General features: G+C 51.5%; 21 protein-coding genes. 7 read left to right on the plus strand and 14 right to left on the minus strand.

The features are described 5' to 3' along the window. Positions 1 to 25: 25 nt before the first annotated feature. The gene (gene ubiD, locus AC3RPL_RS18630; RefSeq protein ID WP_261644052.1) at positions 26 to 1,528 is read right to left on the minus strand and encodes a 4-hydroxy-3-polyprenylbenzoate decarboxylase; all 1,503 of its coding nucleotides are present in this window, start codon (positions 1,526 to 1,528) and stop codon (positions 26 to 28) included. 278 nt (positions 1,529 to 1,806) lie between these two features. Here ubiD and rfaH point away from each other — a divergent pair, with 278 nt between their 5' ends. Continuing rightward, positions 1,807 to 2,295: a transcription/translation regulatory transformer protein RfaH gene (rfaH, locus tag AC3RPL_RS18635; RefSeq protein WP_490741111.1), complete on the plus strand. Its 489-nt coding sequence runs from the start codon at positions 1,807 to 1,809 to the stop codon at positions 2,293 to 2,295. Between the two features lie 24 nt (positions 2,296 to 2,319). Here rfaH and tatD read toward each other — a convergent pair whose 3' ends face one another. The 9 genes from tatD to udp form a co-directional block, all read right to left on the minus strand. After that, positions 2,320 to 3,114: a 3'-5' ssDNA/RNA exonuclease TatD gene (gene tatD, locus AC3RPL_RS18640; protein WP_490741112.1), complete on the minus strand. Its 795-nt coding sequence runs from the start codon at positions 3,112 to 3,114 to the stop codon at positions 2,320 to 2,322. A gap of 77 nt (positions 3,115 to 3,191) precedes the next feature. Next, complete coding sequence (gene tatC / locus AC3RPL_RS18645; RefSeq protein WP_034938809.1) at positions 3,192 to 3,950, minus strand: Sec-independent protein translocase subunit TatC; 759 nt, start codon at positions 3,948 to 3,950, stop codon at positions 3,192 to 3,194. 2 nt (positions 3,951 to 3,952) lie between these two features. Beyond that, the gene (tatB, locus tag AC3RPL_RS18650) at positions 3,953 to 4,627 is read right to left on the minus strand and encodes a Sec-independent protein translocase protein TatB (protein WP_490741113.1); all 675 of its coding nucleotides are present in this window, start codon (positions 4,625 to 4,627) and stop codon (positions 3,953 to 3,955) included. Positions 4,628 to 4,630: 3 nt separating this feature from the next. Next, positions 4,631 to 4,876: a twin-arginine translocase subunit TatE gene (tatE, locus tag AC3RPL_RS18655; RefSeq protein WP_034938814.1), complete on the minus strand. Its 246-nt coding sequence runs from the start codon at positions 4,874 to 4,876 to the stop codon at positions 4,631 to 4,633. Between the two features lie 115 nt (positions 4,877 to 4,991). Continuing rightward, positions 4,992 to 6,629: a ubiquinone biosynthesis regulatory protein kinase UbiB gene (ubiB, locus tag AC3RPL_RS18660; protein WP_367168494.1), complete on the minus strand. Its 1,638-nt coding sequence runs from the start codon at positions 6,627 to 6,629 to the stop codon at positions 4,992 to 4,994. Further along, on the minus strand, positions 6,626 to 7,231 hold the full coding sequence (ubiJ, locus tag AC3RPL_RS18665; RefSeq protein WP_490741114.1) for a ubiquinone biosynthesis protein UbiJ: 606 nt from the start codon (positions 7,229 to 7,231) through the stop codon (positions 6,626 to 6,628). The genes ubiB and ubiJ overlap by 4 nt, the downstream gene beginning before the upstream one ends. Before the next feature lie 12 nt (positions 7,232 to 7,243). Continuing rightward, positions 7,244 to 7,999 (minus strand): bifunctional demethylmenaquinone methyltransferase/2-methoxy-6-polyprenyl-1,4-benzoquinol methylase UbiE, encoded by a 756-nt coding sequence (gene ubiE, locus AC3RPL_RS18670; RefSeq protein ID WP_034938822.1) that lies wholly within the window; start codon positions 7,997 to 7,999, stop codon positions 7,244 to 7,246. Positions 8,000 to 8,073: 74 nt separating this feature from the next. Beyond that, on the minus strand, positions 8,074 to 9,600 hold the full coding sequence (rmuC, locus tag AC3RPL_RS18675) for a DNA recombination protein RmuC (protein WP_490741115.1): 1,527 nt from the start codon (positions 9,598 to 9,600) through the stop codon (positions 8,074 to 8,076). A gap of 279 nt (positions 9,601 to 9,879) precedes the next feature. Continuing rightward, positions 9,880 to 10,641 (minus strand): uridine phosphorylase, encoded by a 762-nt coding sequence (udp, locus tag AC3RPL_RS18680; RefSeq protein ID WP_490741116.1) that lies wholly within the window; start codon positions 10,639 to 10,641, stop codon positions 9,880 to 9,882. A 277-nt stretch (positions 10,642 to 10,918) separates the two neighbouring features. On the opposite strand from udp, the gene AC3RPL_RS18685 reads away from it, so the two are divergent. Then, positions 10,919 to 11,746, plus strand: a complete 828-nt coding sequence (locus AC3RPL_RS18685; protein ID WP_490741117.1) for a dienelactone hydrolase family protein — start codon at positions 10,919 to 10,921, stop codon at positions 11,744 to 11,746. Positions 11,747 to 11,826: 80 nt separating this feature from the next. Here the strand turns inward: AC3RPL_RS18685 and metE are convergent, their stop codons facing one another. Continuing rightward, positions 11,827 to 14,097 carry a 5-methyltetrahydropteroyltriglutamate--homocysteine S-methyltransferase gene (metE, locus tag AC3RPL_RS18690; protein WP_490741118.1) on the minus strand — a complete coding sequence of 757 codons (2,271 nt, stop codon included), beginning with the start codon at positions 14,095 to 14,097 and terminating at the stop codon, positions 11,827 to 11,829. 135 nt (positions 14,098 to 14,232) lie between these two features. Between metE and metR the strand changes: the two genes are divergently transcribed. The 3 genes from metR (at position 14,233) to AC3RPL_RS18705 (ending at position 16,181) form a co-directional block, all read left to right on the plus strand. Next, positions 14,233 to 15,171, plus strand: a complete 939-nt coding sequence (metR, locus tag AC3RPL_RS18695) for an HTH-type transcriptional regulator MetR (RefSeq protein ID WP_034938839.1) — start codon at positions 14,233 to 14,235, stop codon at positions 15,169 to 15,171. Between the two features lie 96 nt (positions 15,172 to 15,267). Next, on the plus strand, positions 15,268 to 15,747 hold the full coding sequence (locus tag AC3RPL_RS18700; protein WP_490741119.1) for a YehS family protein: 480 nt from the start codon (positions 15,268 to 15,270) through the stop codon (positions 15,745 to 15,747). A 185-nt stretch (positions 15,748 to 15,932) separates the two neighbouring features. Beyond that, positions 15,933 to 16,181: a hypothetical protein gene (locus AC3RPL_RS18705; RefSeq protein ID WP_034938841.1), complete on the plus strand. Its 249-nt coding sequence runs from the start codon at positions 15,933 to 15,935 to the stop codon at positions 16,179 to 16,181. Positions 16,182 to 16,242: 61 nt separating this feature from the next. On the opposite strand, the gene AC3RPL_RS18710 is transcribed toward AC3RPL_RS18705, so the two are convergent. Beyond that, positions 16,243 to 17,097 carry a carboxylate/amino acid/amine transporter gene (locus AC3RPL_RS18710; protein WP_490741120.1) on the minus strand — a complete coding sequence of 285 codons (855 nt, stop codon included), beginning with the start codon at positions 17,095 to 17,097 and terminating at the stop codon, positions 16,243 to 16,245. A gap of 366 nt (positions 17,098 to 17,463) precedes the next feature. Between AC3RPL_RS18710 and glpT the strand changes: the two genes are divergently transcribed. Both glpT and glpQ read left to right on the plus strand, forming a co-directional pair. Then, the gene (glpT, locus tag AC3RPL_RS18715; protein ID WP_490741121.1) at positions 17,464 to 18,810 is read left to right on the plus strand and encodes a glycerol-3-phosphate transporter; all 1,347 of its coding nucleotides are present in this window, start codon (positions 17,464 to 17,466) and stop codon (positions 18,808 to 18,810) included. A 1-nt stretch (position 18,811) separates the two neighbouring features. After that, the gene (gene glpQ, locus AC3RPL_RS18720; RefSeq protein WP_490742091.1) at positions 18,812 to 19,852 is read left to right on the plus strand and encodes a glycerophosphodiester phosphodiesterase; all 1,041 of its coding nucleotides are present in this window, start codon (positions 18,812 to 18,814) and stop codon (positions 19,850 to 19,852) included. A gap of 41 nt (positions 19,853 to 19,893) precedes the next feature. Here the strand turns inward: glpQ and yigL are convergent, their stop codons facing one another. Together yigL and pldB are read right to left on the minus strand one after the other, a co-directional pair. Beyond that, complete coding sequence (gene yigL, locus AC3RPL_RS18725) at positions 19,894 to 20,694, minus strand: sugar/pyridoxal phosphate phosphatase YigL (protein WP_490741122.1); 801 nt, start codon at positions 20,692 to 20,694, stop codon at positions 19,894 to 19,896. A 47-nt stretch (positions 20,695 to 20,741) separates the two neighbouring features. Continuing rightward, positions 20,742 to 21,785, minus strand: a complete 1,044-nt coding sequence (gene pldB / locus AC3RPL_RS18730) for a lysophospholipase L2 (RefSeq protein WP_490741123.1) — start codon at positions 21,783 to 21,785, stop codon at positions 20,742 to 20,744. Positions 21,786 to 21,793: the final 8 nt, after the last annotated feature.

Consider the following 21,793-nt stretch of genomic DNA (forward strand, 5'->3'; position numbering starts at 1 on the left):
GCGTTCTCTCTGTCGGGTCGAACATTTATTTGCCAGACGCCGTGTTGCGTCCGGACGAGTCACTGAATATACCTAATTGATCCCAGATTTCATCGATGCGCTTAGTCACGGCCGGATCTTTACGGATTGGCCGTCCCCATTCGCGCTGAGTTTCGCCCGGCCATTTGTTCGTTGCGTCCAGGCCCATTTTTGAACCCAGACCTGAAACCGGCGAAGCAAAATCAAGATAATCAATCGGCGTATTTTCAACCAGAACGGTATCTCTGGCCGGATCCATGCGGGTGGTTATCGCCCAAATCACGTCATTCCAGTCACGAGCGTTTACATCATCATCGCAGACGATAACAAACTTGGTATACATAAACTGACGAAGAAAAGACCAGACGCCCATCATCACGCGTTTAGCGTGACCGGCATACTGCTTTTTCATCGTCACCACTGCCAGTCGATATGAACAACCTTCCGGCGGCAGATAGAAATCAACAATTTCAGGAAACTGCTTTTGCAGTATCGGTACAAACACCTCATTCAACGCCACCCCCAGCACCGCAGGCTCATCCGGTGGACGGCCGGTATAGGTTGAATGATAGATGGCATCACGACGCTGTGTAATATGGGTCACGGTAAATACCGGGAAGTTATCCACCTCATTATAGTAACCTGTATGGTCACCATAGGGACCTTCCGCTGCCATTTCCCCTGCCTCGATGTAGCCTTCCAGCACAATTTCGGCGCTGGCCGGAACTTCCAGATCGTTAGAGATGCACTTTACCACCTCGGTTTTAGTACCGCGCAGTAATCCGGCGAAAGCATATTCTGACAGCGTGTCTGGCACTGGCGTAACCGCGCCAAGAATGGTTGCCGGGTCTGCCCCCAGCGCCACCGCAACCGGAAAACGTTCACCGGGACGTTGCTGGGACCACTCCTGAAAATCCAGCGCACCACCCCGATGCGACAACCAGCGCATAATCAGCTTGTTCTTGCCTGTCACCTGCTGGCGATAAATCCCAAGGTTTTGCCGTTCTTTATGCGGCCCCCTGGTCACCGTCAGTCCCCAGGTAATCAGGGGTGCCGCATCTTCAGGCCAGCACTTCATCACCGGAATTCGGGACAAATCGACCTCGTCACCCTGCCAGATTTGCTGCTGACATGGCGCATCCCGCAGACGTTTGGTAGGCATATTTAATACCTGTTTCCACTGCGGCATTTTATCGAAAAAATCACGGAATCCACGCGGCGGTTCAGGCTCTTTCAAAAAGGCCAGCAGCCTGCCCACATCGCGCAGCGCGCTAACCTCTTCCTGTCCCATACCCAGAGCAACCCGCTGCGGCGTACCAAACAGGTTACAAAGCACAGGCATAGTGTGGCCTTTGGGATTTTCGAATAACAGCGCAGGACCACCAGCTCGCAGAGTTCGGTCGGCAATCTCCGTCATCTCAAGATCGGTATCGATCTCCATGGTGATACGTTTTAATTCTCCGCGCTGTTCCAACAGAGAAATAAAGTCGCGTAAGTCGTGGTATTTCATGACTTCTCATCAATACGGTCAGTGAATCGGCCATTATAAGGAGGATTGTCACAGGATGCTTAATTTTTCGCTGCATCATGGGCCGGAATGTAGTCATTTTGCCAGAAAAAGTTACAATTGATACCAATAACTCTCCCGACAAACAGAGCAAACTGCCTGTAAAACATTCTGGTTCTGCTGATGAAGTAAGCCTGGGTGCCGCGTCTGACAGGGATGTCGCTATAACTCTTGTATCAATTTTGTTATTCTTACTGCCCCTGAAATTGTAAAGTGACGTTATGGAATCCTGGTACTTACTTTATTGCAAACGTGGTCAATTGCTTCGCGCCAAAGAACACCTTGAACGCCAGGCAGTGCATTGTCTCAGCCCAATGATTGCGATAGAGAAACTGGTTAGGGGAAAACGCACCCAGGTGAGTGAACCCCTGTTCCCCAACTATCTGTTTATTGAGTTCGACCCCGAAGCCATTCACACCACCACTATCAGTGCAACCAGGGGCGTGAGTCATTTTGTACGCTTTGGCAACATGCCAGCCACTGTACCAGAGGATGTCATTGCCGCTTTACAGACGGAAAGAACCGAGACGCTGGACGATCCGGACCTTCCACAGCCTGGCGATCAGGTCGTCATTACGGCGGGAGCTTTTGAAGGGCTGAAAGCCATTTTTACTGAGCCTGACGGTGAGGCACGCTCAATGCTGTTGCTGAAACTGCTTAACAAACAGATAGTGCGTAGCCTGGACAACAAACAATTCCAGAAAATCTGAAAGATTCCCCACCGCCATTGATGCTTAAGCAGGCTGCTCACCCAGCCTGAACAGCATCCTGGCATTACTCTCGCTCTGCCGTCCAAGGTCTGATGCCTCTTCTCCCCGTAATGCTGCAACCTGCCCGACAATATGCGGCAGAAAACAGGGTTCATTACGTCGGGAAGGAGGACGGGGGCGCAGATCACGCGGTATAAGATAGGGCGCATCGGTTTCCAACAGCAACCGGTTCGCCGGGATCAAATGCACCAGCTCACGCAGTTCCTGCCCGCGACGTTCATCGCATACCCAGCCGGTGATCCCAATAGATAAACCTGCTGCCAGACAAGCTTCGAGCTCGGTTTCTGTGCCGGTAAAACAGTGGACAACCGCGCCGCTGATTTCAGGTAGCCAGGGAGTGAGAATAGCCATAAAGCGTTCATGAGCTTCACGGCAATGGAGAAATACGGGCAAATTCAGTTCAGCAGCCAGCTCCAGCTGCGCGTTAAAAGCGTAAGCCTGCTGATCGGGGTCAGAAACATTTCGGTTGAAATCCAGGCCACATTCACCGATTGCCACAACCTGCGGGCTTTCAGCCAGTCGTTTCAGCGTCGCCGCTGTTTCGGCCGACCATTCACTGGCATGGTGAGGATGTACTCCCGCAGTCGACCAGCAATACCCAGGACTACGGGCAGCCAGGCTTTGTGCCTGCTGACTCTCCAGTGCGTTAGTACCGGTAATCAATAAGCCGGTCACGCCAGCCTCTCTTGCACGTTTAACGACCCTGTCGCGATCTTTCGCAAACTGCGTGCTGGTCAGGTTAACCCCTATATCAAACATAACGTGTTCCAGACGGTAACCGCCCTTTCGGGCGGTTATTTCACTTCAACTGAACGCAAGGCGCATTTCACGCCTGGCTATTCTGTTCCGGATTCTTCCTTTTCATCATTTTCGCGCCCCTTGCCCACATAAAAACGGGAGAAAAACACCCCCACTTCAAACAGGCAGTACATCGGAATGGCCAGCAGCGTTTGGGAGAAAACATCCGGAGGCGTAAGCAACATACCTACAACGAATGCCCCAACCAGAACGTAAGGACGCTTCTTTTTCAGTTCTTCAGGACCGGTTACTCCTGTCCAGCACAGCAGCACAATCGCCACCGGAACTTCAAAAGAAACACCAAACGCCATAAACAACGTCATAACAAAATCGAGATATTTGTTAATGTCAGTGGCGATCTGGACACCCTGCGGAGCCGTTTTGGCAAAAAAGCCAAAGGCCAGGGGGAAAACAACAAAGTAGGCGAAGGCCATCCCCAGATAGAATAGGAAAGAACTGGAAAACAGTAATGGCATCACCAGCCGACGTTCATGACGGTACAGGGCAGGTGCGACAAATGCCCAAATCTGATGAAGGATCACCGGCACCGCAAGGAATACCGAAACGATCATCGTCAATTTAACTGGCGTAAAGAACGGCGAGGCAACATCCGTTGCAATCATGCTTGCCCCGGCGGGCATCTGACTGATTAGCGGTGCAGCGATCAGGTGATAAATATCGTTAGAAAAATAGGCAAGACAAAGAAATATCGCCACAACAGCGATAATACAGTTCAACAGCCGCTTACGGAGTTCAATCAGATGACTGATCAGCGGTTGGGTATCTTCAACAGCCATGTTTAACGTTGCTCTCCTGGTTGAGTGGTGGAAACAGGAGCACGGCTGGAAAGAATCGACGTTGTAGCACTCACTGTCGTCACCGGTTCAGGGTCACTGACCGCCGATGTCGTTTTAACCACCGGAGGGCTGGCAGCCTGAGAGACATGGACTACAGGCGCAGGATCCTCTGTCAGAGGTTGAGAGGTCGATAGCTGATCGGATGGCTGAACAGCAGCAGAGGATAAACCAGCTTGTGGATGCTCAGAGGCTAAGGGGGCCTGAACGGGCGAACTGGCATGATGATCGGCAGTGGCTGGTGTCGCGCCATCATGAGCATCCGCAGGATTTTTCACCAGTGGATTATGGATAGTATGCGCTTCATCATCGGCTTTTTCGTTTTCACCCAGATAAGAGCGCTTCATCGATGCAGCCGACTGCTTGAGTTCTTCCATCGAAGCCTTCAGTTCTGGCGTCAGACTGTTTTTACTGGCCTCTTCAACTTTCTTCAGGCTGTCCTGTAACTCCTGCAATTTGAGTTCCTGAGCCAGCTCATTCTGAACGTTAGCCGCCAGTGAGCGCATCGCGCGAATCCAACCCACTACGGTTCTGACCGCCACAGGCAGGCGCTGGGGTCCGAGAACGACAAGCCCGATAACGAACACCAATATCAGTTCACTAAAGCCTATATCGAACACGGTTTATACCTTGTCGTTTCTGGATTCTTCTTTCGACGCATCTGCGGGCTTCTGGTCAGCCAGCCTGGCATTGAAGTCCGCATCATTAGCATGATTTTTTTCTTTCTCATCGTCATCGCTCATCGCCTTTTTAAAGCCTTTGATCGAAGAACCGAGATCGGAACCCAGTGTCCGTAACTTATTTGTACCGAAAAGAAGAACAACAATTACCGCAATAATTAACAATTGCCAGATGCTGATACCGCCCATGTTTCACCTCTGATAATTCGTTGTAATGTCAGCGATGACTGTGTGCTGTCGCGCTATCGCTGCCGATAAAAAAATCAAACGGCCGTTTTTACTGACCATTCTCTGTAGACCACTTTCAGACAGTCTTTTGCCATCCCACCAGCCATGTTACCAGCCCTGCTGCGATCATCCCCGCAGAGATGAGGTCCCATTGTGGTCGGGTTAAAAGAATAGCCGTGCCGCTCAGTAACAGTGTCGCACCAACACCAAACAGATAGCGTGACTGATGCTGTCTGACGCGCTCCCCTTTCAGATCGCTGGTCAGTTTATCAACGCTGTGCTGCAAATGTTTGTGCTGACGGAGGCTGTCATAAAACAGCTCGGGTAGTTCAGGCAATTTTTCTGCCCAGAATGGCGCCTTTTCCTTTAATGCCCGCACAATGGCCGGAATACCGATCTGATCTTTGATCCAGTCCTCAAGGAATGGCTTAGCGGTTTTCCACAAATCAAGCTGCGGATACAACTGACGCCCAACGCCTTCAACATACAGCAATGTTTTCTGAAGGAGAACCAACTGTGGCTGAACTTCCATATTAAAGCGACGCGCAGTGTTGAACAGGTTCAGCAACACGTGGCCGAAGGAGATTTCCGCAAGCGGTTTTTCGAAGATAGGCTCACACACCGTACGGATCGCAAATTCAAAATCTTCGACATTGGTATCGGGTGGTACCCAACCGGAATCCACATGCAGTTCCGCCACTTTGCGATAGTCGCGGTTAAAGAAAGCGATAAAGTTCTCAGCAAGATAGCGTTTGTCGCCCTTATTCAGAGAACCAACAATGCCACAGTCAATGCCGATATACTGAGGATCTTCCGGATGTTCATAGCTGACAAAAATATTGCCAGGATGCATATCTGCATGAAAAAAACTGTCGCGAAACACCTGAGTAAAGAACACCTGAACGCCACGTTCTGCCAACAGTTTCATGTTGACCCCATGCTGCTCAAGCTGCACCACATCATTAACGGGAATACCGTAGATGCGCTCCATCACCAGCATGGTTTCGCTGCAATAATCAGAAAAAATTTCCGGAATGTAGAGCATCTTGTTGTTATCAAAATTGCGACGCAGCTGGATAGCATTTGCCGCTTCACGTAACAGGTTCAGCTCATCAATCAGTGTTTTTTCGTAATCAGCAACAACTTCCTGCGGTCGCAGACGACGGCCATCGGGTAAAAGTCTGGGAACCCAGCGCGCCATCCGTTTGATCAGCTTCATGTCCGCTTTAATCACCGGCAATATATCCGGACGAATCACCTTAATGACCACCTGTCTCCCATTTTCTTTCAGAGTGGCAGTGTGAACCTGGGCAATAGAAGCGGAAGCCAGCGGGGTGATGACAAAGTCATCAAAAAACTTTTCCAGCGGACATCCGAGCGACAGTTCGATCTGTTGCCTGGCCTTTACACCATCAAACGGCGCAACACGATCCTGTAGCATAGCCAGCTGATCGGCAATGTGCGGCGGAAAAAGGTCACGCCGGGTAGACATCATCTGTCCAAACTTAATCCATACCGGACCCAGCTGTTCCAGCGCCAGCCGCAAACGCTCACCGAGCGGCTGTTTTTTGTGTCTGTTTGGCATCCAGAACAGACACTTGCGCCACAGCCTGACAGGTATAGTGAGCCGGGTTTTAGGAATCAGCTCATCAAGACCGTAGCTGAGAAAGACACGAATAATAAAATAGAGGCGGCGCAATTCTCCGAAGGTCATTTTCCCTCCAGTGCTTCAAGTCGGCTTTGCAGAGCAGTCAGTTGAGAGGCAGTCGCATCAACTTCTTCGGCAAACCAGGCAAGCTCCAGTCCGCCAGGAGCCATTCTCCACTCTTCGGTCAGTGCCTGGCTGATATACCCCTGCTTGCGCGTAAGATTAAGGCGAAAGAGCTGCATCCCCTTACGGGCAAACTGGCCGACTCCCTGGGCCGCAATATCGCCAATCCACGGAGCCAGATATTCAGCCGGCTCAAGTTCAGCAAGATCAATCAGGGCAGAAAACTGCTGTACGACCTGCAAATCCCCTTCGACTTCCAGCTCTCCACTGCGCAGCATACTGGTCAACAGTTGGCGATCCCGCAATTTGTGCAATGTGCTTAAACGGGTTTTCACCAGACAATCAGGCGTGTCGTGCCATTCGCCCATTACATCGAGCTGTTTTTCACCAAAGATTAAGATAACTGGCTGAGCCAGTTCAGCCAGCTCGATCGCCAGACTTTTACCTTTAAGCCGTTGACGCGCCGCTTTCAGGCCGCGATCACGGTATAAAACCCGGTTCAGTGCCGTTTCCAGCCCCGCAGTTAATAGCGGCGTCAAAGTCATGCGCTTTCCTGTTTAGAACTTGAACCCACGGTGCAGCGCTACGATGCCACCAGTGAGATTGGAATAGGTGGTATTTTCGAACCCAACATCGTCCATCATCTGCTTGAGCGTCTCCTGATCCGGGTGCATACGGATCGACTCTGCCAGGTAACGATAGCTTTCAGAATCTTTTGCCACCCACTCGCCAATACGCGGCAGTACATGAAAAGAATAGGCGTCATAAGCTTTGTTGAGTGGAGCCAGCAACGGTTTGGAGAATTCCAGCACCAGAAGACGCCCACCCGGTTTGAGCACACGGAACATTGAGGCCAGCGCCTTTTCTTTCTCGGTGACATTTCTCAAACCAAAAGCGATGGTAATGCAGTCAAAATAGTTATCCGGAAACGGCAGTGCCTCAGCGTTTGCCTGAACATAACTGACGTTGCCAATAATGCCCTTATTGCGCAGCTTTTCACGGCCAACTTTAAGCATTGAGCTGTTGATGTCAGCCAGCACAACTTCGCCCGTCTCACCGACCAGACGCGAGAATTTTGCTGTCAGATCGCCAGTACCCCCGGCAAGGTCAAGCACACGCTGACCACGGCGTACACCGCTACAGTCGATAGTAAAACGTTTCCAGATCCGGTGAATCCCGAATGACATCAAATCGTTCATCAGGTCATATTTAGCCGCAACGGAATGGAAAACGTCAGCGACCATTTCAGCCTTGTCGCTTTTCGCTACGGTGCGATAGCCAAAATGGGTGGTATCCTTTGATTCATCTGCCATTTGTTTTGCCTGCTCTGCAATCAATATTCTGCCAAGTGTATCAGAGTCCGGCAGGCCAGGCACGGCCTTGCCGCTTATTGATCCCCCCGTGGCGAAGCACGGGTTGTGCCTGATACCGACAAATGAAGATTTTCATCATCTTCAGCTTCTTCGCCCTCTTCCGGCATCGCCTGCTCAACCATCCGGGGATTAATTGGACGTTTAACTTCCACGCCCAACTGACGGAAACTTTCGGTCTGGGCAATCAGATTACCTCGCCCTTCACTCAGCTTTTTCATCGCCTGCCGGTAGCTGTCCTGTGCCCGGTCGAGGTTTTGTCCCATCGCTGACATATCATCAACAAAGAGTCGCATTTTGTCATAGAGCCTGGCCGCCCGGTCTGCAATACGCTGAGCATGGCGGCTTTGATGCTCATAACGCCACAGGTTGTTAATAGTGCGGAGCGCCACCAGAAGCGTGGTCGGGCTGACCAGCATAATATTCTGATTAAGTGCCTCACTGATTAGTTCTGGCTGCCTGTCTATTGCCAGCAAAAAGGCCGGTTCAACCGGAATAAACATCAGTACATAATCCAGCGAACGCAATCCGGGTAGCTGTTGATAATCTTTTCGGCTCAGCAGACGCAAATGGTTGCGAATCGCAGCAATATGTTCACCGATTGCCACTTCTCTTGTAGCATCGTCGTCAGCATTAAAATAACGTTCATAAGCAACCAGCGTCATTTTTGCATCAATGACCACATCCTTACCTTGTGGCAGACGAACGATGACATCGGGTTGCATACGGCCATGCTGTTCAAGTTGCACGGTAACCTGTGTCTCATATTCATGACCTTCACGCAGTCCGGAGGCCTCCAGCACCCGGCTGAGAACCACTTCCCCCCAGTTACCCTGCGTTTTGTTGTCGCCTTTCAGCGCCTTAGTGAGGTTAATCGCCTCCTGTGCCATCTGCGCGTTCAGTTGCTGCAGGTTGCGAATTTCATGGGAAAGCGTATGCCGTTCACGCGCTTCCTGCCCAAAGCCTTCCTGTACCTGGCGGCGAAAGCCTTCCAGTTGTTCACGCAAAGGAGCAATCAGTCCGTTCAGGCTCTGACGATTTTGTTCATCTACCCGACGCCCACTGTTTTCAAAGATACGGTTAGCAAGGTTCTTGAACTGCGCATTCAGGCGCTGTTCACTGTTAGTCAGCAGACGCTGCTTCTCCTCTGCCGCCATACGAGTTTCTTCCAGACGGATAGTGACTTCGCGGAGTTCGGCCTCCTGGGCACTGTTGATCTCCAGCTGGTTGCGCAATTCACGGGTCAGCTGTTCGGCCTCACTACGCCAGTGGTCCAGATGTTGCAGTTTTTCCTGCGCGGCAGAAAGAGAACCATAAAGCTGCCGTAACTCCAGCTCGTTCTGTTTTTGCTGCTGCTGCAGGCTCTCCAACTGCTGTACCAGACGCTGACGATCGTGATGCAGCTGTTCAGAAGACTGTTGCAACAGTTGCCGTTCTGTTTCCTGCCTGGCCGACAGTTGCTGGCTTCTGAACCAGGCAATTAACCATCCCACCAGCAGGCCTGCCACAGCGATAAAGACACCGTAACCAATTGTCGCATCCACGCTATTTCCTCCCGCGTCTGATTATCCTCGGGAAAGGTAGAGTGATACTGTATAAATGTCCAGATAAAAAGCGCAATGAAATCATTCAGAAAGCGATTACATTGAAATTTGCGAGTCAGCACGAAGAAAAATAAAAGTGACTGAAATTCGCCATAAAATGACAATAACCAACAGCAATATCTTACCAACAATCACATAATTTCTGAGATGTCAGACAGAGTGCGCTAATTGTATTCGGGATATGAGCGCAGGCTATAGCAGGCTGCGCTAGCAGGTGAACTAAATCAGGCGCCGGGCAGCATCAACCACAATACGCACCGCATCGCTTTCTGTTTTTTTCATCATTTCCGCATCAGGAATTTCCTGCTGGGTACGATTAACGATCACCCCAGCGACCATACCGGCGCGTAATCCCTGGCTGGCACACATCGTCAGCAGGGTGGCCGATTCCATTTCATAGTTCAGCACCCCCATCTGCTGCCACTCTTTCATTGAGTTCTGAAAGCGGCTGACCACGCGCCCGGAAAAGGTGTCATAACGCTCCTGGCCCGGATAAAAAGTATCTGAGGAGGCAGTAATGCCAATATGGGTTGTCGCACCTGCGGCTTTGGCCGCTTCAACCAGCGCAGTGGTACAGGTGAAGTCGGCAACGGCAGGAAACTCAAGCGGAGCAAAGTGCTGACTGGCTCCATCAAGTCGTACTGAGCCGGTGGTAACCAACACATCCCCGACGTTAATGCCAGATTGAATTGCGCCAGTGGTGCCAACCCGCAGGAATGTTCTCACGCCCAGTTGAGCAAGTTCTTCAACGGCGATGGAGGTAGAAGGGCCACCGATGCCGGTTGAACAGATGATAACCGCTTTGCCCCCGATTTCCGCGCGCCAGGTTGTGAATTCGCGGTGTGAGGCCAGATGTACAGCATTATCCATCAGCACAGCGATCTTTTTGACCCGTTCAGGATCGCCAGGCACGATAGCAAGGGTGGCGCCCTGCAAATCTGCCTGTGTTAAACCCAGGTGAAAAACGTCTGATTTTGCCATTTCTGGCTCCTTTGCGGCAAAGTGTGGCGGATTAGAATCGGCAGAGTAACGGAAATTCACTGGATATTGTGTGAGAAATCTCACTATGCATCATGAAAATTACATTAACCCTGCACAAAAAAGTGATAGCAGTCACGTAAACGTACTGTTCACAGCGACACCTCCGTTGTTTACCCTTTCGGAAACCTTTTTGTCAGTGATAAAGATGAACAGAACAGCCCCAAACGGATCCTGGCTATAGTTAGCTGATTGCGCCAATGCATACCCGGAGAGGACAATGAAAACCGAAGATAATATGACTCAAATGAAGAGCAAAGATGGATTCGCTCCCGCCGTATCTCCTGCCGCATCAACCACTATTACTACCAGCAGTGAGGCAATTCAATCCGGAGAAACGTCTGTTCCAACTCAGGGCGAAAACATGCCCGCTTTTTATGCCAAACCACGCAATGCCAGCGGTCCCCTGCCGGTCATTCTGGTGGTGCAGGAGATTTTTGGTGTGCATGAGCACATTCGCGACATTTGCCGACGCCTGGCACTGGAGGGGTATATGGCAGTGGCACCGGAGCTCTATTTCCGCCAGGGCGATGCTGCCGCTTACTCCGATATTCCAACGCTGCTCAAAGAGCTGGTGAGTAAGGTTCCGGATAATCAGGTACTGGCCGATCTTGATCACGTTGCCAACTGGGCATCACGCCACGGCGGCGATATGCGCAATATGGCGGTAACCGGCTTCTGCTGGGGGGGACGCATTACCTGGCTGTATGCGGCACATAATCCCCAGTTGAAAGCGGGTGTTGCCTGGTATGGCAAACTGGTTGGTGAAAAAACCATGCTGCAACAGAAACAACCGGTTGATATTGCCCTTGATCTGACCGCGCCGGTACTGGGTTTGTATGGGGGAATGGATGACGGTATTCCACAGGATTCAGTCGATACCATGCGTCAGGCGCTGCGGGCAGCGAATTCCACATCCGAAATTGTGGTCTATCCCGAAGCGGGTCACGCTTTTAACGCTGATTATCGTCCCAGCTATCATCAGGAATCCGCGCAGGACGGCTGGCAACGGATGCTGACGTGGTTCAGACAGCATGGGGTGAAATGACTGCCTTCCACCCAGCTTCCATCACGCTTACAGGCCAGAACTCATCTCCTTCAGGGGCGCCAGGCGCCCCTTAATATGCATCAGGCTTCGGTTTCACGCAGATTCTGCGCCGCCTTCACCATGTTAGCCAGAGCCTGGCGGGTTTCCGTCCAGCCACGGGTTTTAAGACCGCAGTCGGGGTTAACCCACAGACGCTCCACTGGGATACGCTTCGCAGCTTTGCGCAGCAATGCTTCAATCCACGCCACATCCGGCACATTTGGTGAGTGAATATCGTACACCCCCGGGCCAATTTCATTTGGATACTCAAACTGTTCAAATGACTCCAGCAGCTCCATGTCCGACCTGGAGGTCTCAATGGTGATGACATCGGCATCCAGCGCCGCAATGGAATCCATGATGTCATTAAATTCGCAGTAACACATATGGGTATGGATCTGCGTGTCGTCACGTGCCACAGCCGCATTCAGGCGGAAGGCATCGACGGCCCATTCCAGGTAAGCAGCCCAGTCTGACTGACGCAGCGGCAAACCTTCACGCAGGGCGGGTTCATCAATCTGGATAATGCCAATACCTGCTTTTTCAAGGTCTTCCACTTCGTCACGCAGCGCCAGCGCAATCTGCTTAGCGATGGTTTCACGGGAAACATCTTCGCGGGGGAATGACCAGCACAGAATGGTCACCGGACCGGTCAGCATGCCTTTTACCGGTTTGTCGGTCAGTGACTGCGCATATTTCGCCCACTCAACGGTAATCGCCTGCGGGCGGCTGATGTCACCAATAATCACCGGCGGTTTCACACAGCGGGAACCGTAACTCTGCACCCAACCATTTTGGGTAAAAGCAAAACCATCCAGGTTCTCACCAAAATATTCCACCATGTCATTACGTTCAGCTTCACCATGTACCAGCACATCAAGCCCCAGTCGCTCCTGCTCAGTAATCGCCTGCCTGATATGTTCGGCAATGCCGGTGCGGTAGTGGTTGCCATCCAGACGCCCCTGCTTAAAGTCCAGCCGCAGGCCACGGATCTCGGTAGTCTGTGGAAACGAACCAATGGTGGTGGTCGGCCATGCTGGCAAGCGGAATCGCACACGTTGTGCCTGAGTACGCACGGCATAGCTACTGTCACGCTGGCTGTCTCTGGCGGTGATGCCGGCCAGCCGTTTGGCAACATTAGCATTGTGTACCCTGCCGGAATGACGGCGGGCGCGAATGGGTGCGCTCCAGGCCTCCAGAGCGTGTGGATCGTTGTTATTCAGTGCATTGCTAAGCAGGGACAACTCCGCACATTTTTGCAGCGCAAAAGCGAACCAGCTTTTTACTTCATCATCCAGGCGGGTTTCGGCGCTCAGATCGATTGGGCTGTGTAACAATGAACAGGAGGAACCGATCCACAGCTGCTGCCGCTGAGCGGTTAACGGTTGCAGGCGTTCAAACCAGCTGCTCAAATCGGCACGCCAGACGTTGCGGCCATTAATCACGCCAACAGAGAGCAACCAGTCGGACGGGATGCGGGTATTGAGAACAGTGATATCATCCTTACCATGAACCAGATCAACATGCAGTCCCTGCACCGGCAGCGTGCGGATAGTGTCGATGTTGGTGGCGGCACTGTCAAAATAGGTGGTCAGCAATAATTTAACTTTACCCTGCAACGTATCGTAGGCGGGTTTAAACGCCGCCAGCCAGTCTTGTGGCAATTCCAGAACCAGAGCGGGTTCATCAATTTGAACCCACTCAATGTCACGCTGCGCCAGTTCAGACAGCAGCTGCTGATAAACCGGCAGAATGTCTTTCAACAGGCTGAGGCGATCAAATTGCTCACCTTTCACTTTGCCCAGCCACAGCCAGGTGACCGGCCCCAGCAGAACCGGTTTTACTTTATGGCCCAGTGCCAGTGCTTCATCCACCTCTTCCAGAATCTGCGTCCAGGTCAGTTTAAATTGTTGGCCTTTAGTAAATTCTGGCACCATGTAGTGATAGTTTGTATTAAACCATTTGGTCATTTCAGCCGCCGCCGCTGGCTCACCGGTTGGTGCGCGGCCACGACCAATACGAAATAAGGTATCCAGATCGACAGATCCATCTTTATTCTGGTGACGTGCAGGCACATTGCCCAGCAGCAGGCTGGTTGTCAGCACATGATCGTACCAGGCGAAATCGCCAACCGGTACCAGATCAACACCAGCATCTCGCTGTTGCTGCCAGTGACGGGCGCGTAGTTCGCGGCCAACAGCCAGCAGCTCTTGCTGAGTGCTGTTACCCGCCCAGTAACTCTCCTGGGCTTTTTTCAGTTCGCGGTGCAGGCCAACACGGGGGAAGCCGAGCGTATGATTCAGAATGGTCATCAGTTCTTTCCTCAGTTACAGCCCGTCTTCGTGTTTGCCGGGCTTTTAGACGTCCAGATGTTTACACATCTATAATCCGCAGGTACTGTATTCACCACAAGCGCAATTTGTTCATTGTCGATGTGAAGGACTCTCATGATCGAACTTAAACACCTGCGGACGTTGCAGGCTCTGCGAAATACGGGTTCGCTGGCGGCAGCGGCGGCCCAGCTGCATCAGACGCAATCCGCTTTATCTCATCAGTTCAGCGATCTGGAACAGCGTCTGGGCTTTCGTTTATTCGTCCGTAAAAGCCAGCCGCTGCGTTTCACCCCGCAGGGCGATATTCTGCTTCAGCTTGCTGAACAGGTGCTGCCACAGATCCAGCATGCGCTTCAGGCTTGCCATGAGCCGCACCAGGCCACGCTGCGTATTGCTATCGAATGCCACAGTTGCATTCAGTGGTTAACCCCGGCACTGAATAACTTCCGCCAGAGCTGGCCGCAGGTGGTGATGGACTTTAAATCCGGGGTTACTTTTGATCCCCAGCCTGCGCTACAGCAGGGCGACCTGGACGTGGTGCTGACCTCCGATATTTTGCCGCGCAGCGGCCTGTTCTATTCGCCGATGTTTGACTACGAAGTCCGCCTGGTGCTGGCGACCGACCATCCTCTGGCGCAGATCGGTCATATTTCACCTGAAGATCTTGCTGATGAAGTGCTGATGATTTATCCGGTACAACGTCAGCGTCTGGATATCTGGCGTCATTTTCTGCAACCCGCAGGCGTCAGTCCGGCGCTGAAAAGTGTCGATAACACACTCCTGCTGATTCAGATGGTCTCTGCCGGAATGGGCATTGCGGCCCTGCCACATTGGGTGGTGGAAAGTTTTGAACATCAGGGACTGGTGGTGACAAAAACGCTGGGTGGCGGCTTGTGGAGTCGTTTATACGCGGCGGTTCGCGACGGCGAACAGCGCCAGGCCGTGCTCGACGCTTTTATTCGTTCAGCCCGTCAACATGCCTGTGAACATCTGCCAGGAGTCAGAGATGCCTCCCAGCCCGGCACGCCGCTACCCACTTCTTCACCACTTTGAAACCGCTGCCAGCGCTGTGCTGGCGGTTTCCACTGGTTATGCAGCCATTTGTCTCTATAATGCGCCGGATGCCACTTGTTTTCTGATGAGAATTTTATGACTAACAACGACGTCCTGCGCAGCGTGCGCTACATGCTGAAGCTGAATGATGCCCAGATGGTCGCCATTCTTGCCCTGGCAGAAAGCCAGGTTAACGAAGCAGAGATGGGGAACTTCCTGAAAAAGGAAGATGAAGCAGGTTTTCGCCCCTGCCCGGATGTGATTATGGGCTACTTTTTGAACGGTCTGATATTTCAGCGCCGAGGCAAAAGTGAAGATGCTCCGGTGCCATCAATTGAACGTAAGATGACCAATAATATTATTATGAAAAAACTTCGCGTGGCCTTCGATCTGAAAACCACCGATATTATTGAAACGCTCAAACTGGCAGATTTCGCTGTTGGTCAGTCCGAAATTGGCGCAATTTTCCGTAAGCCCGGCCATAAAAATTATCGTGATTGTGGCGACCAGATATTGCGTAATTTTCTGAAAGGAATGACTTTAAAACTACGCCCACCCGTATCAAAAAATAATTAACTATCGGGCGACATTAGTGTCGCCATTAATTTAATACATCCAGAAAAAATGAAATATAAAAATAATAATATATTAATTCCTGCCCTGAAAATAAAAAACTTTAATTGTTGACAATATAATTATGCAGAAGCAGAATTGTTTCCGGAGATATTCTCCATTATTTTTTTGTATAAAGGATATACATTATGAAAGAATTAAACGCTGCACAAATTATGGAAGTTAGTGGCGCAGGGAAAATCCAGGATGGAGTTTCCAGCTGGTACGGCTCGCTTTTCTCCGGAATTTTTAAACTCACCTCTTCTTTTTCCAGTGCGTTAGGCGCGACTGAAGAAGCTGCAAAAACAAATGGCGAAGAGCTGGGTAGCAAAATTGGTGCGAAAATTGAAGATGCAATCAGCACATGGGTTGATCAACTCAGTGCGCTGATAAAATAAAACGCCCCTGATTTAATACGTAATGCCGGAAAAAATTTCCGGCATTTATAACATTGCAGAATCAGCTTCTTTTTATTATCCACTGCCGGTGCACCCACAGCGAGGCAAAGATGACCGCAGAACCAATAATAAAACTCGGCCAGTGTGGTTTTTGTTGCCAGATAGCCAGATTAACCAACAGACCCGCTGGCACATGCATGTTATTCATAATTCCCAGGGTTCCTGCATCAACCTGCGTTGAACCGTAGTTCCACATAAAATAACCTAAACCCGATGCCGCCACGCCAAGCCAGATTAGTATGCCCCACTGGAATGTGGTGGTGGGTAATTTATTGGGATTACCCCACAACAGCCAGGCAATAACCGCGACCATCGCCGCACCAATATAAAACCACGCAAAAGCGGTATGCTGTGGCACGGGCCGGGTTTCCTGGAGACGCTTATAACCCACCATTCCCACGGCAAAGCAGATATTTGCCAGCTGCACCAGCATCAAACCAAACCAGAAGTGATCGCTGACTTTGTCATAGCGAATGATTGCCGCCCCCGCCACCGCAAGCAGTGCGCTGACCAGGTAGCCAAAGCGGATACCACGACCACTGAGCAGATCATAAATCAGCGTAATATAGAGCGGCGTCATCACGGTGAACAACAACAGCTCAGATACGCTCAGGTAAAGATAGGCCTGGAAACTGATCAGATACATGATCCCCAGTTGCAAAGCGCCCACCGCCATATAAAGCAACAGAGTAGAGGCACGATAACCGCGCCAGCGCAGAAAGGGTAAAAACACCGCAGCCGCCAGTAGCAGACGGATTAACACCGAGAATACCGTGTCCACCTGTCCCGCCAGATATTCGCCTATCAGACTGAATGAAAATGCCCACAATATTGTGGTGACAATCAGTAACGTCACAATCAGAAACTCTGCTAAGAAATGAGGCTCCAGTGTAACGAAGTTCGGCGAACGACAGGGAAATTTCTGGTTTACAATTGATTAACAAGCAATCAGATGGTTTTCATTTCTGTCTTTGAGAAAAACAGTAAACGTTGCTAAACCGGAATCTGCCTCCGCTGAACAGCAGCTGTTGCACCGATCGGGGCTGTAAAAATGTTTTGTCATAAAAATGTAACATTTGCGTAGCTGTTCACACTCCCTCCTGGAATTTGCCCTTATCCTCTGCGCCGAAACCAACACATCGTGTTACCGCCTGGATATTCAGTTTCCGTCTCACGCCAGTTGGCGTGAACAGAGAAATAAACTGCGCCATTGGAGGCCACCATGATCACTATTTTTAAACCTGCGCCACATCAACCGCCAGTTGACGCCCGACGCGTCGATCCGCTGTATCGCAAACTTCGCTGGCAAATTTTTATCGGCATCTTCTGCGGCTATGCCGCCTACTATCTGGTACGCAAAAATTTTGCCCTTGCCATGCCTTACCTGGTGGAGCAGGGATTTTCGCGCGGCGATCTTGGATTTGCGCTTTCCGGCATCTCCCTCGCTTACGGTTTTTCTAAATTTATTATGGGTTCCGTTTCAGACCGTTCTAATCCCCGCATTTTTCTGCCTGCCGGTTTAATCCTTGCCGCTGCCGTGATGTTGTTGATGGGATTTGTCCCCTGGGCCACATCCGGCATCATGATTATGTTTGTATTACTGTTTTTGTGTGGCTGGTTTCAGGGTATGGGCTGGCCTCCCTGTGGCAGAACCATGGTCCACTGGTGGTCAAAAAAAGAGCGCGGCAGCATCGTCTCGGTGTGGAATTGTGCGCACAACGTCGGAGGCGGCCTTCCTCCCCTGCTGTTTTTGCTGGGTATGGCCTGGTTTAACGACTGGAAAGCCGCGCTCTATATGCCCGCATTTGCCGCCATCGTCGTGGCAATAATCGTCGGTGTATTGATGCGTGATACGCCACAATCCTGCGGCCTGCCGCCGATTGAAGAGTATAAACAGGATTTTCCGCCCGACTACGACGCAAAACATGAACAGGAACTGAGCGCAAAACAGATCTTTATGCAGTACATCCTGCCTAATAAGCTGCTGTGGTATATCGCACTGGCTAACGTTTTCGTCTATCTGTTGCGTTACGGCATTCTCGACTGGTCCCCCACTTATCTGAAGGAAGTGAAGCATTTCACCCTGGATAAATCCTCATGGGCCTGGTTTCTTTATGAATACGCCGGTATTCCCGGCACACTACTATGCGGCTGGATGTCCGACCGTGTATTTCGTGGTAATCGTGGGGCAACCGGCGTCTTCTTTATGCTGCTGGTGACCGTCGCCACGGTGGTTTACTGGCTGAATCCGCCCGGTCACCCCGGCGTGGATATGGCCTGTATGATTGCGATTGGCTTTTTAATCTACGGCCCGGTGATGTTAATCGGCTTACATGCGCTGGAGCTGGCACCGAAAAAAACCGCAGGAACGGCGGCGGGCTTTACCGGTTTATTTGGCTATCTGGGCGGGTCGGTCGCTGCCAGTACGCTCGTCGGCTACACCGTGGATTACTTTGGCTGGAACGGCGGATTTATCATCATGATCGCGGGCAGTATTCTGTCGGTGCTACTGCTAATACTCACCATGTTCAGTGAGAACAAACGTTCAGCGGAGAAAAATCATGCTTAGAATGCTGATATTAAGCTTTCTGACAGCGTCGTCGCTGTGTGTAATGGCGGCAGATACGGCAAAGCTGGTCATTGCGCATCGCGGGGCCAGTGGCTATCTGCCGGAGCACACGCTGGAGGCTAAAGCGATGGCCTATGCTCAGGGGGCCGATTTCCTCGAACAAGATCTGGTGATGACCAGAGACGATCAGTTGGTGGTGCTGCACGACCGCTATCTTGATCGGGTCACCGACGTGGCTGAGCGCTACCCTGGTCGCGCCCGGCAGGATGGTCGTTTTTACGCCATCGACTTTACGTTGAAAGAAATTAAAGGTCTGAAGTTTACCGAAGGTTTTACGCTTGAAAATGGTCACAAAATCCAGACCTTTCCGGGCCGCTTTCCAATGGGTAAATCAGATTTTCATGTGCATACCTTTGCGGAAGAGATCGAATTTATTCAGGGTTTAAATCACTCCACCGGCAAAAATGTAGGCATTTATCCTGAGATCAAAGCCCCGTGGTTTCACCGCCAGCAAGGTAAGGACATCTCCGCCAGGGTGCTGGATGTGCTGAAACAGTATGGCTACACCAGTAAAAGCGACCTTATCTACCTGCAATGTTTCGATTTTGATGAGCTGAAACGGATCAAAACGGAGCTGGAGCCACAGCGCGGAATGAATCTGAAGCTGGTGCAGCTGATTGCAAAAACAGAGTGGCAGGAGACCCGGCAACAACAGAACGGCAAGTGGGTTAATTACAGCTACGACTGGATGTTTAAACCCGGCGCGATGAAAATCCTGGCAAAATATGTCGATGGCGCAGGACCGGATTATCACATGCTGGTCAGCAAAGATTCGACTACAGGGCGTGTTCACCTGACAGAGATGGTTAGAGAGGCGCATGAAAGCGGCCTGGTGGTGCATCCTTACACCGTCCGCGCCGATCAATTACCTGACTGGGTTAACAACGTCGATCAACTCTACGAGGTGCTTTACCACCGGGCCGGCGTGGACGGCCTGTTTACCGACTTCCCGGATAAAGCCGTACATTTCCTGCAGCGCTGAAACCTTATCGCCCCGGCATGACCGGGGCAAAAGGGTGATGTTCAGACGTTATACAGCTTGCGCAGGTACTCCGGCACCGCGTTATCAGCATTGCTGCCAATGACCTCCAGTTCCGGCAGTAAATCCTTCAGCCGCTGATGCGCGTTGCTCATAATGCAACCTTTGCCCGCCATGTTCAGCATCTCTTTATCGTTCATGCCATCGCCAAAAGCGATGCAGTCCGCCAGGGAGTAGCCAAAAGAGTGCGCCACCGCATCCAGCGCAAGTCCTTTAGAAACGCCACCCCCCATCACTTCCAGGCAGGTCGGCAGCGAAAAGCTGACGTTTACCCGATCGCCCCATCGGGCAACTAACGCCTCTTCCAGCGGGATCAATTTCTCTGCATCGTTACAGGTGAAAAAAACCTTACTGATGCCATCAGTCGGCAGCGAGCCCGGCTCATAGATCTGGTAGTTAAAGTTGGATTCACAGAAAAAGTCCATCTCTTCAGGGCGATGGCGGTTCAGATACCACTCATCATCCCGATAAATATTGGTGAAAATGTCCGGATTGCTGTAGTGCATGGCATAGAGGTCACGGGCGATATCCTCATCGAGGTTATGGCTGAAAAACAGCTCTCCGGCCGTGTTGTGCACGCGCGCGCCGTTAGAGGTAATCATAAAAGCATCAATCCCCAGACTGTCACGCATCTGTGCGACATCAATATGATGACGTCCGGTGGCAAAGATAAAATTCACCCCTTTACGGGTGAGCTGTTGCAGCGTTTCACGGGCATAAGAGGAGAGACGGTGATTGGGGGATAACAGCGTGCCATCAAGATCGGAAGCAACAATAGGGTACATAAAACCTCTGGTTAATTTTGTCAGCAAGGGCGTTCACTCCCTCGTTATTAAGCCGTATCTGAGTGGTGCAAAGCGTGTCGCGCAAAAAAAGCCAGAATGGCCTCCAGCGCTTCGGTACGCATACTGTCTTTTTCAAATAAGATCTCATGACGCGCACCGGCGATAACCTGCGGTTTTCCTCCTTCACAGGGCTGCCCTGCTGCGGTCATCGCCTGGCAGAACTGATCCTGGGCCAGGTTATCAACGACTTTGTCTTCACCGGCCTGCAACAGCAGCAGCGGCGTGGAAATATCTTTTGCGGTAGTGAGAATACGTCTCCCTGCCTGAACACTCTCCCGCACCCAGTGCCAGGTTGGCCCCCCGACGCGAAGTCCGGGATCGTCTGCATAAAATCGCAGATTGCGGCGATAACGCTCACGGCTGTGAGTGAGCTGGTTGATGCTAAAAGGACGCGGCTGCCATTTTCCGGTGCCGACAGCATAGCCTTCCCGGAAAACGGGCCGTTTTTCAGCCCAGTCGAGGATTCGATGCGCCATCCACAGTGGCAAAGGCAGAGAAATACCAAACATCGGAGACGCCAGCACCGCAGCATCAAATGCTGACGGCTGCCTGGCAAGCATCAGCGTCAGTACAGCCCCTCCCATTGAGTGGGCCAGTGCGTAACGCTGACGATAGGGTCGGCTGGCAATCTCCCGTTGATACAGCGTTTGCAGATCGTCAACGTAGAAATCAAATAACTCCACATGACCACGATGCGAATCCTGTAGTAAGCGGCCGGATCGGCCCTGCCCACGGTGATCAATAATCACTACATCATAGCCAGAATGAAACAGATCCCAGGCCAGTTCGGGGTATTTAACGTAACTTTCAATCCGTCCGGGACTGAGCAGAATAACTTTGTCATGTTGCGGAGAGATGAAGCGAGCGTAGCGAATCATTACCTTACCCACGCCGGTAAATTCGCCCTCCTGCCGTTGCCGCCAGAAGTCCAGCAGCGGGCCACTGGCAAACGCCGCAAAGGCTTTTTCACGTCTGGCCCAGCCGTTATTCTGCTTTTCCACAGGCTTTACGTCTCCCAGCTTTCGAGCCATGCGCCCCG

The organism is Erwinia papayae (assembly GCF_058241465.1).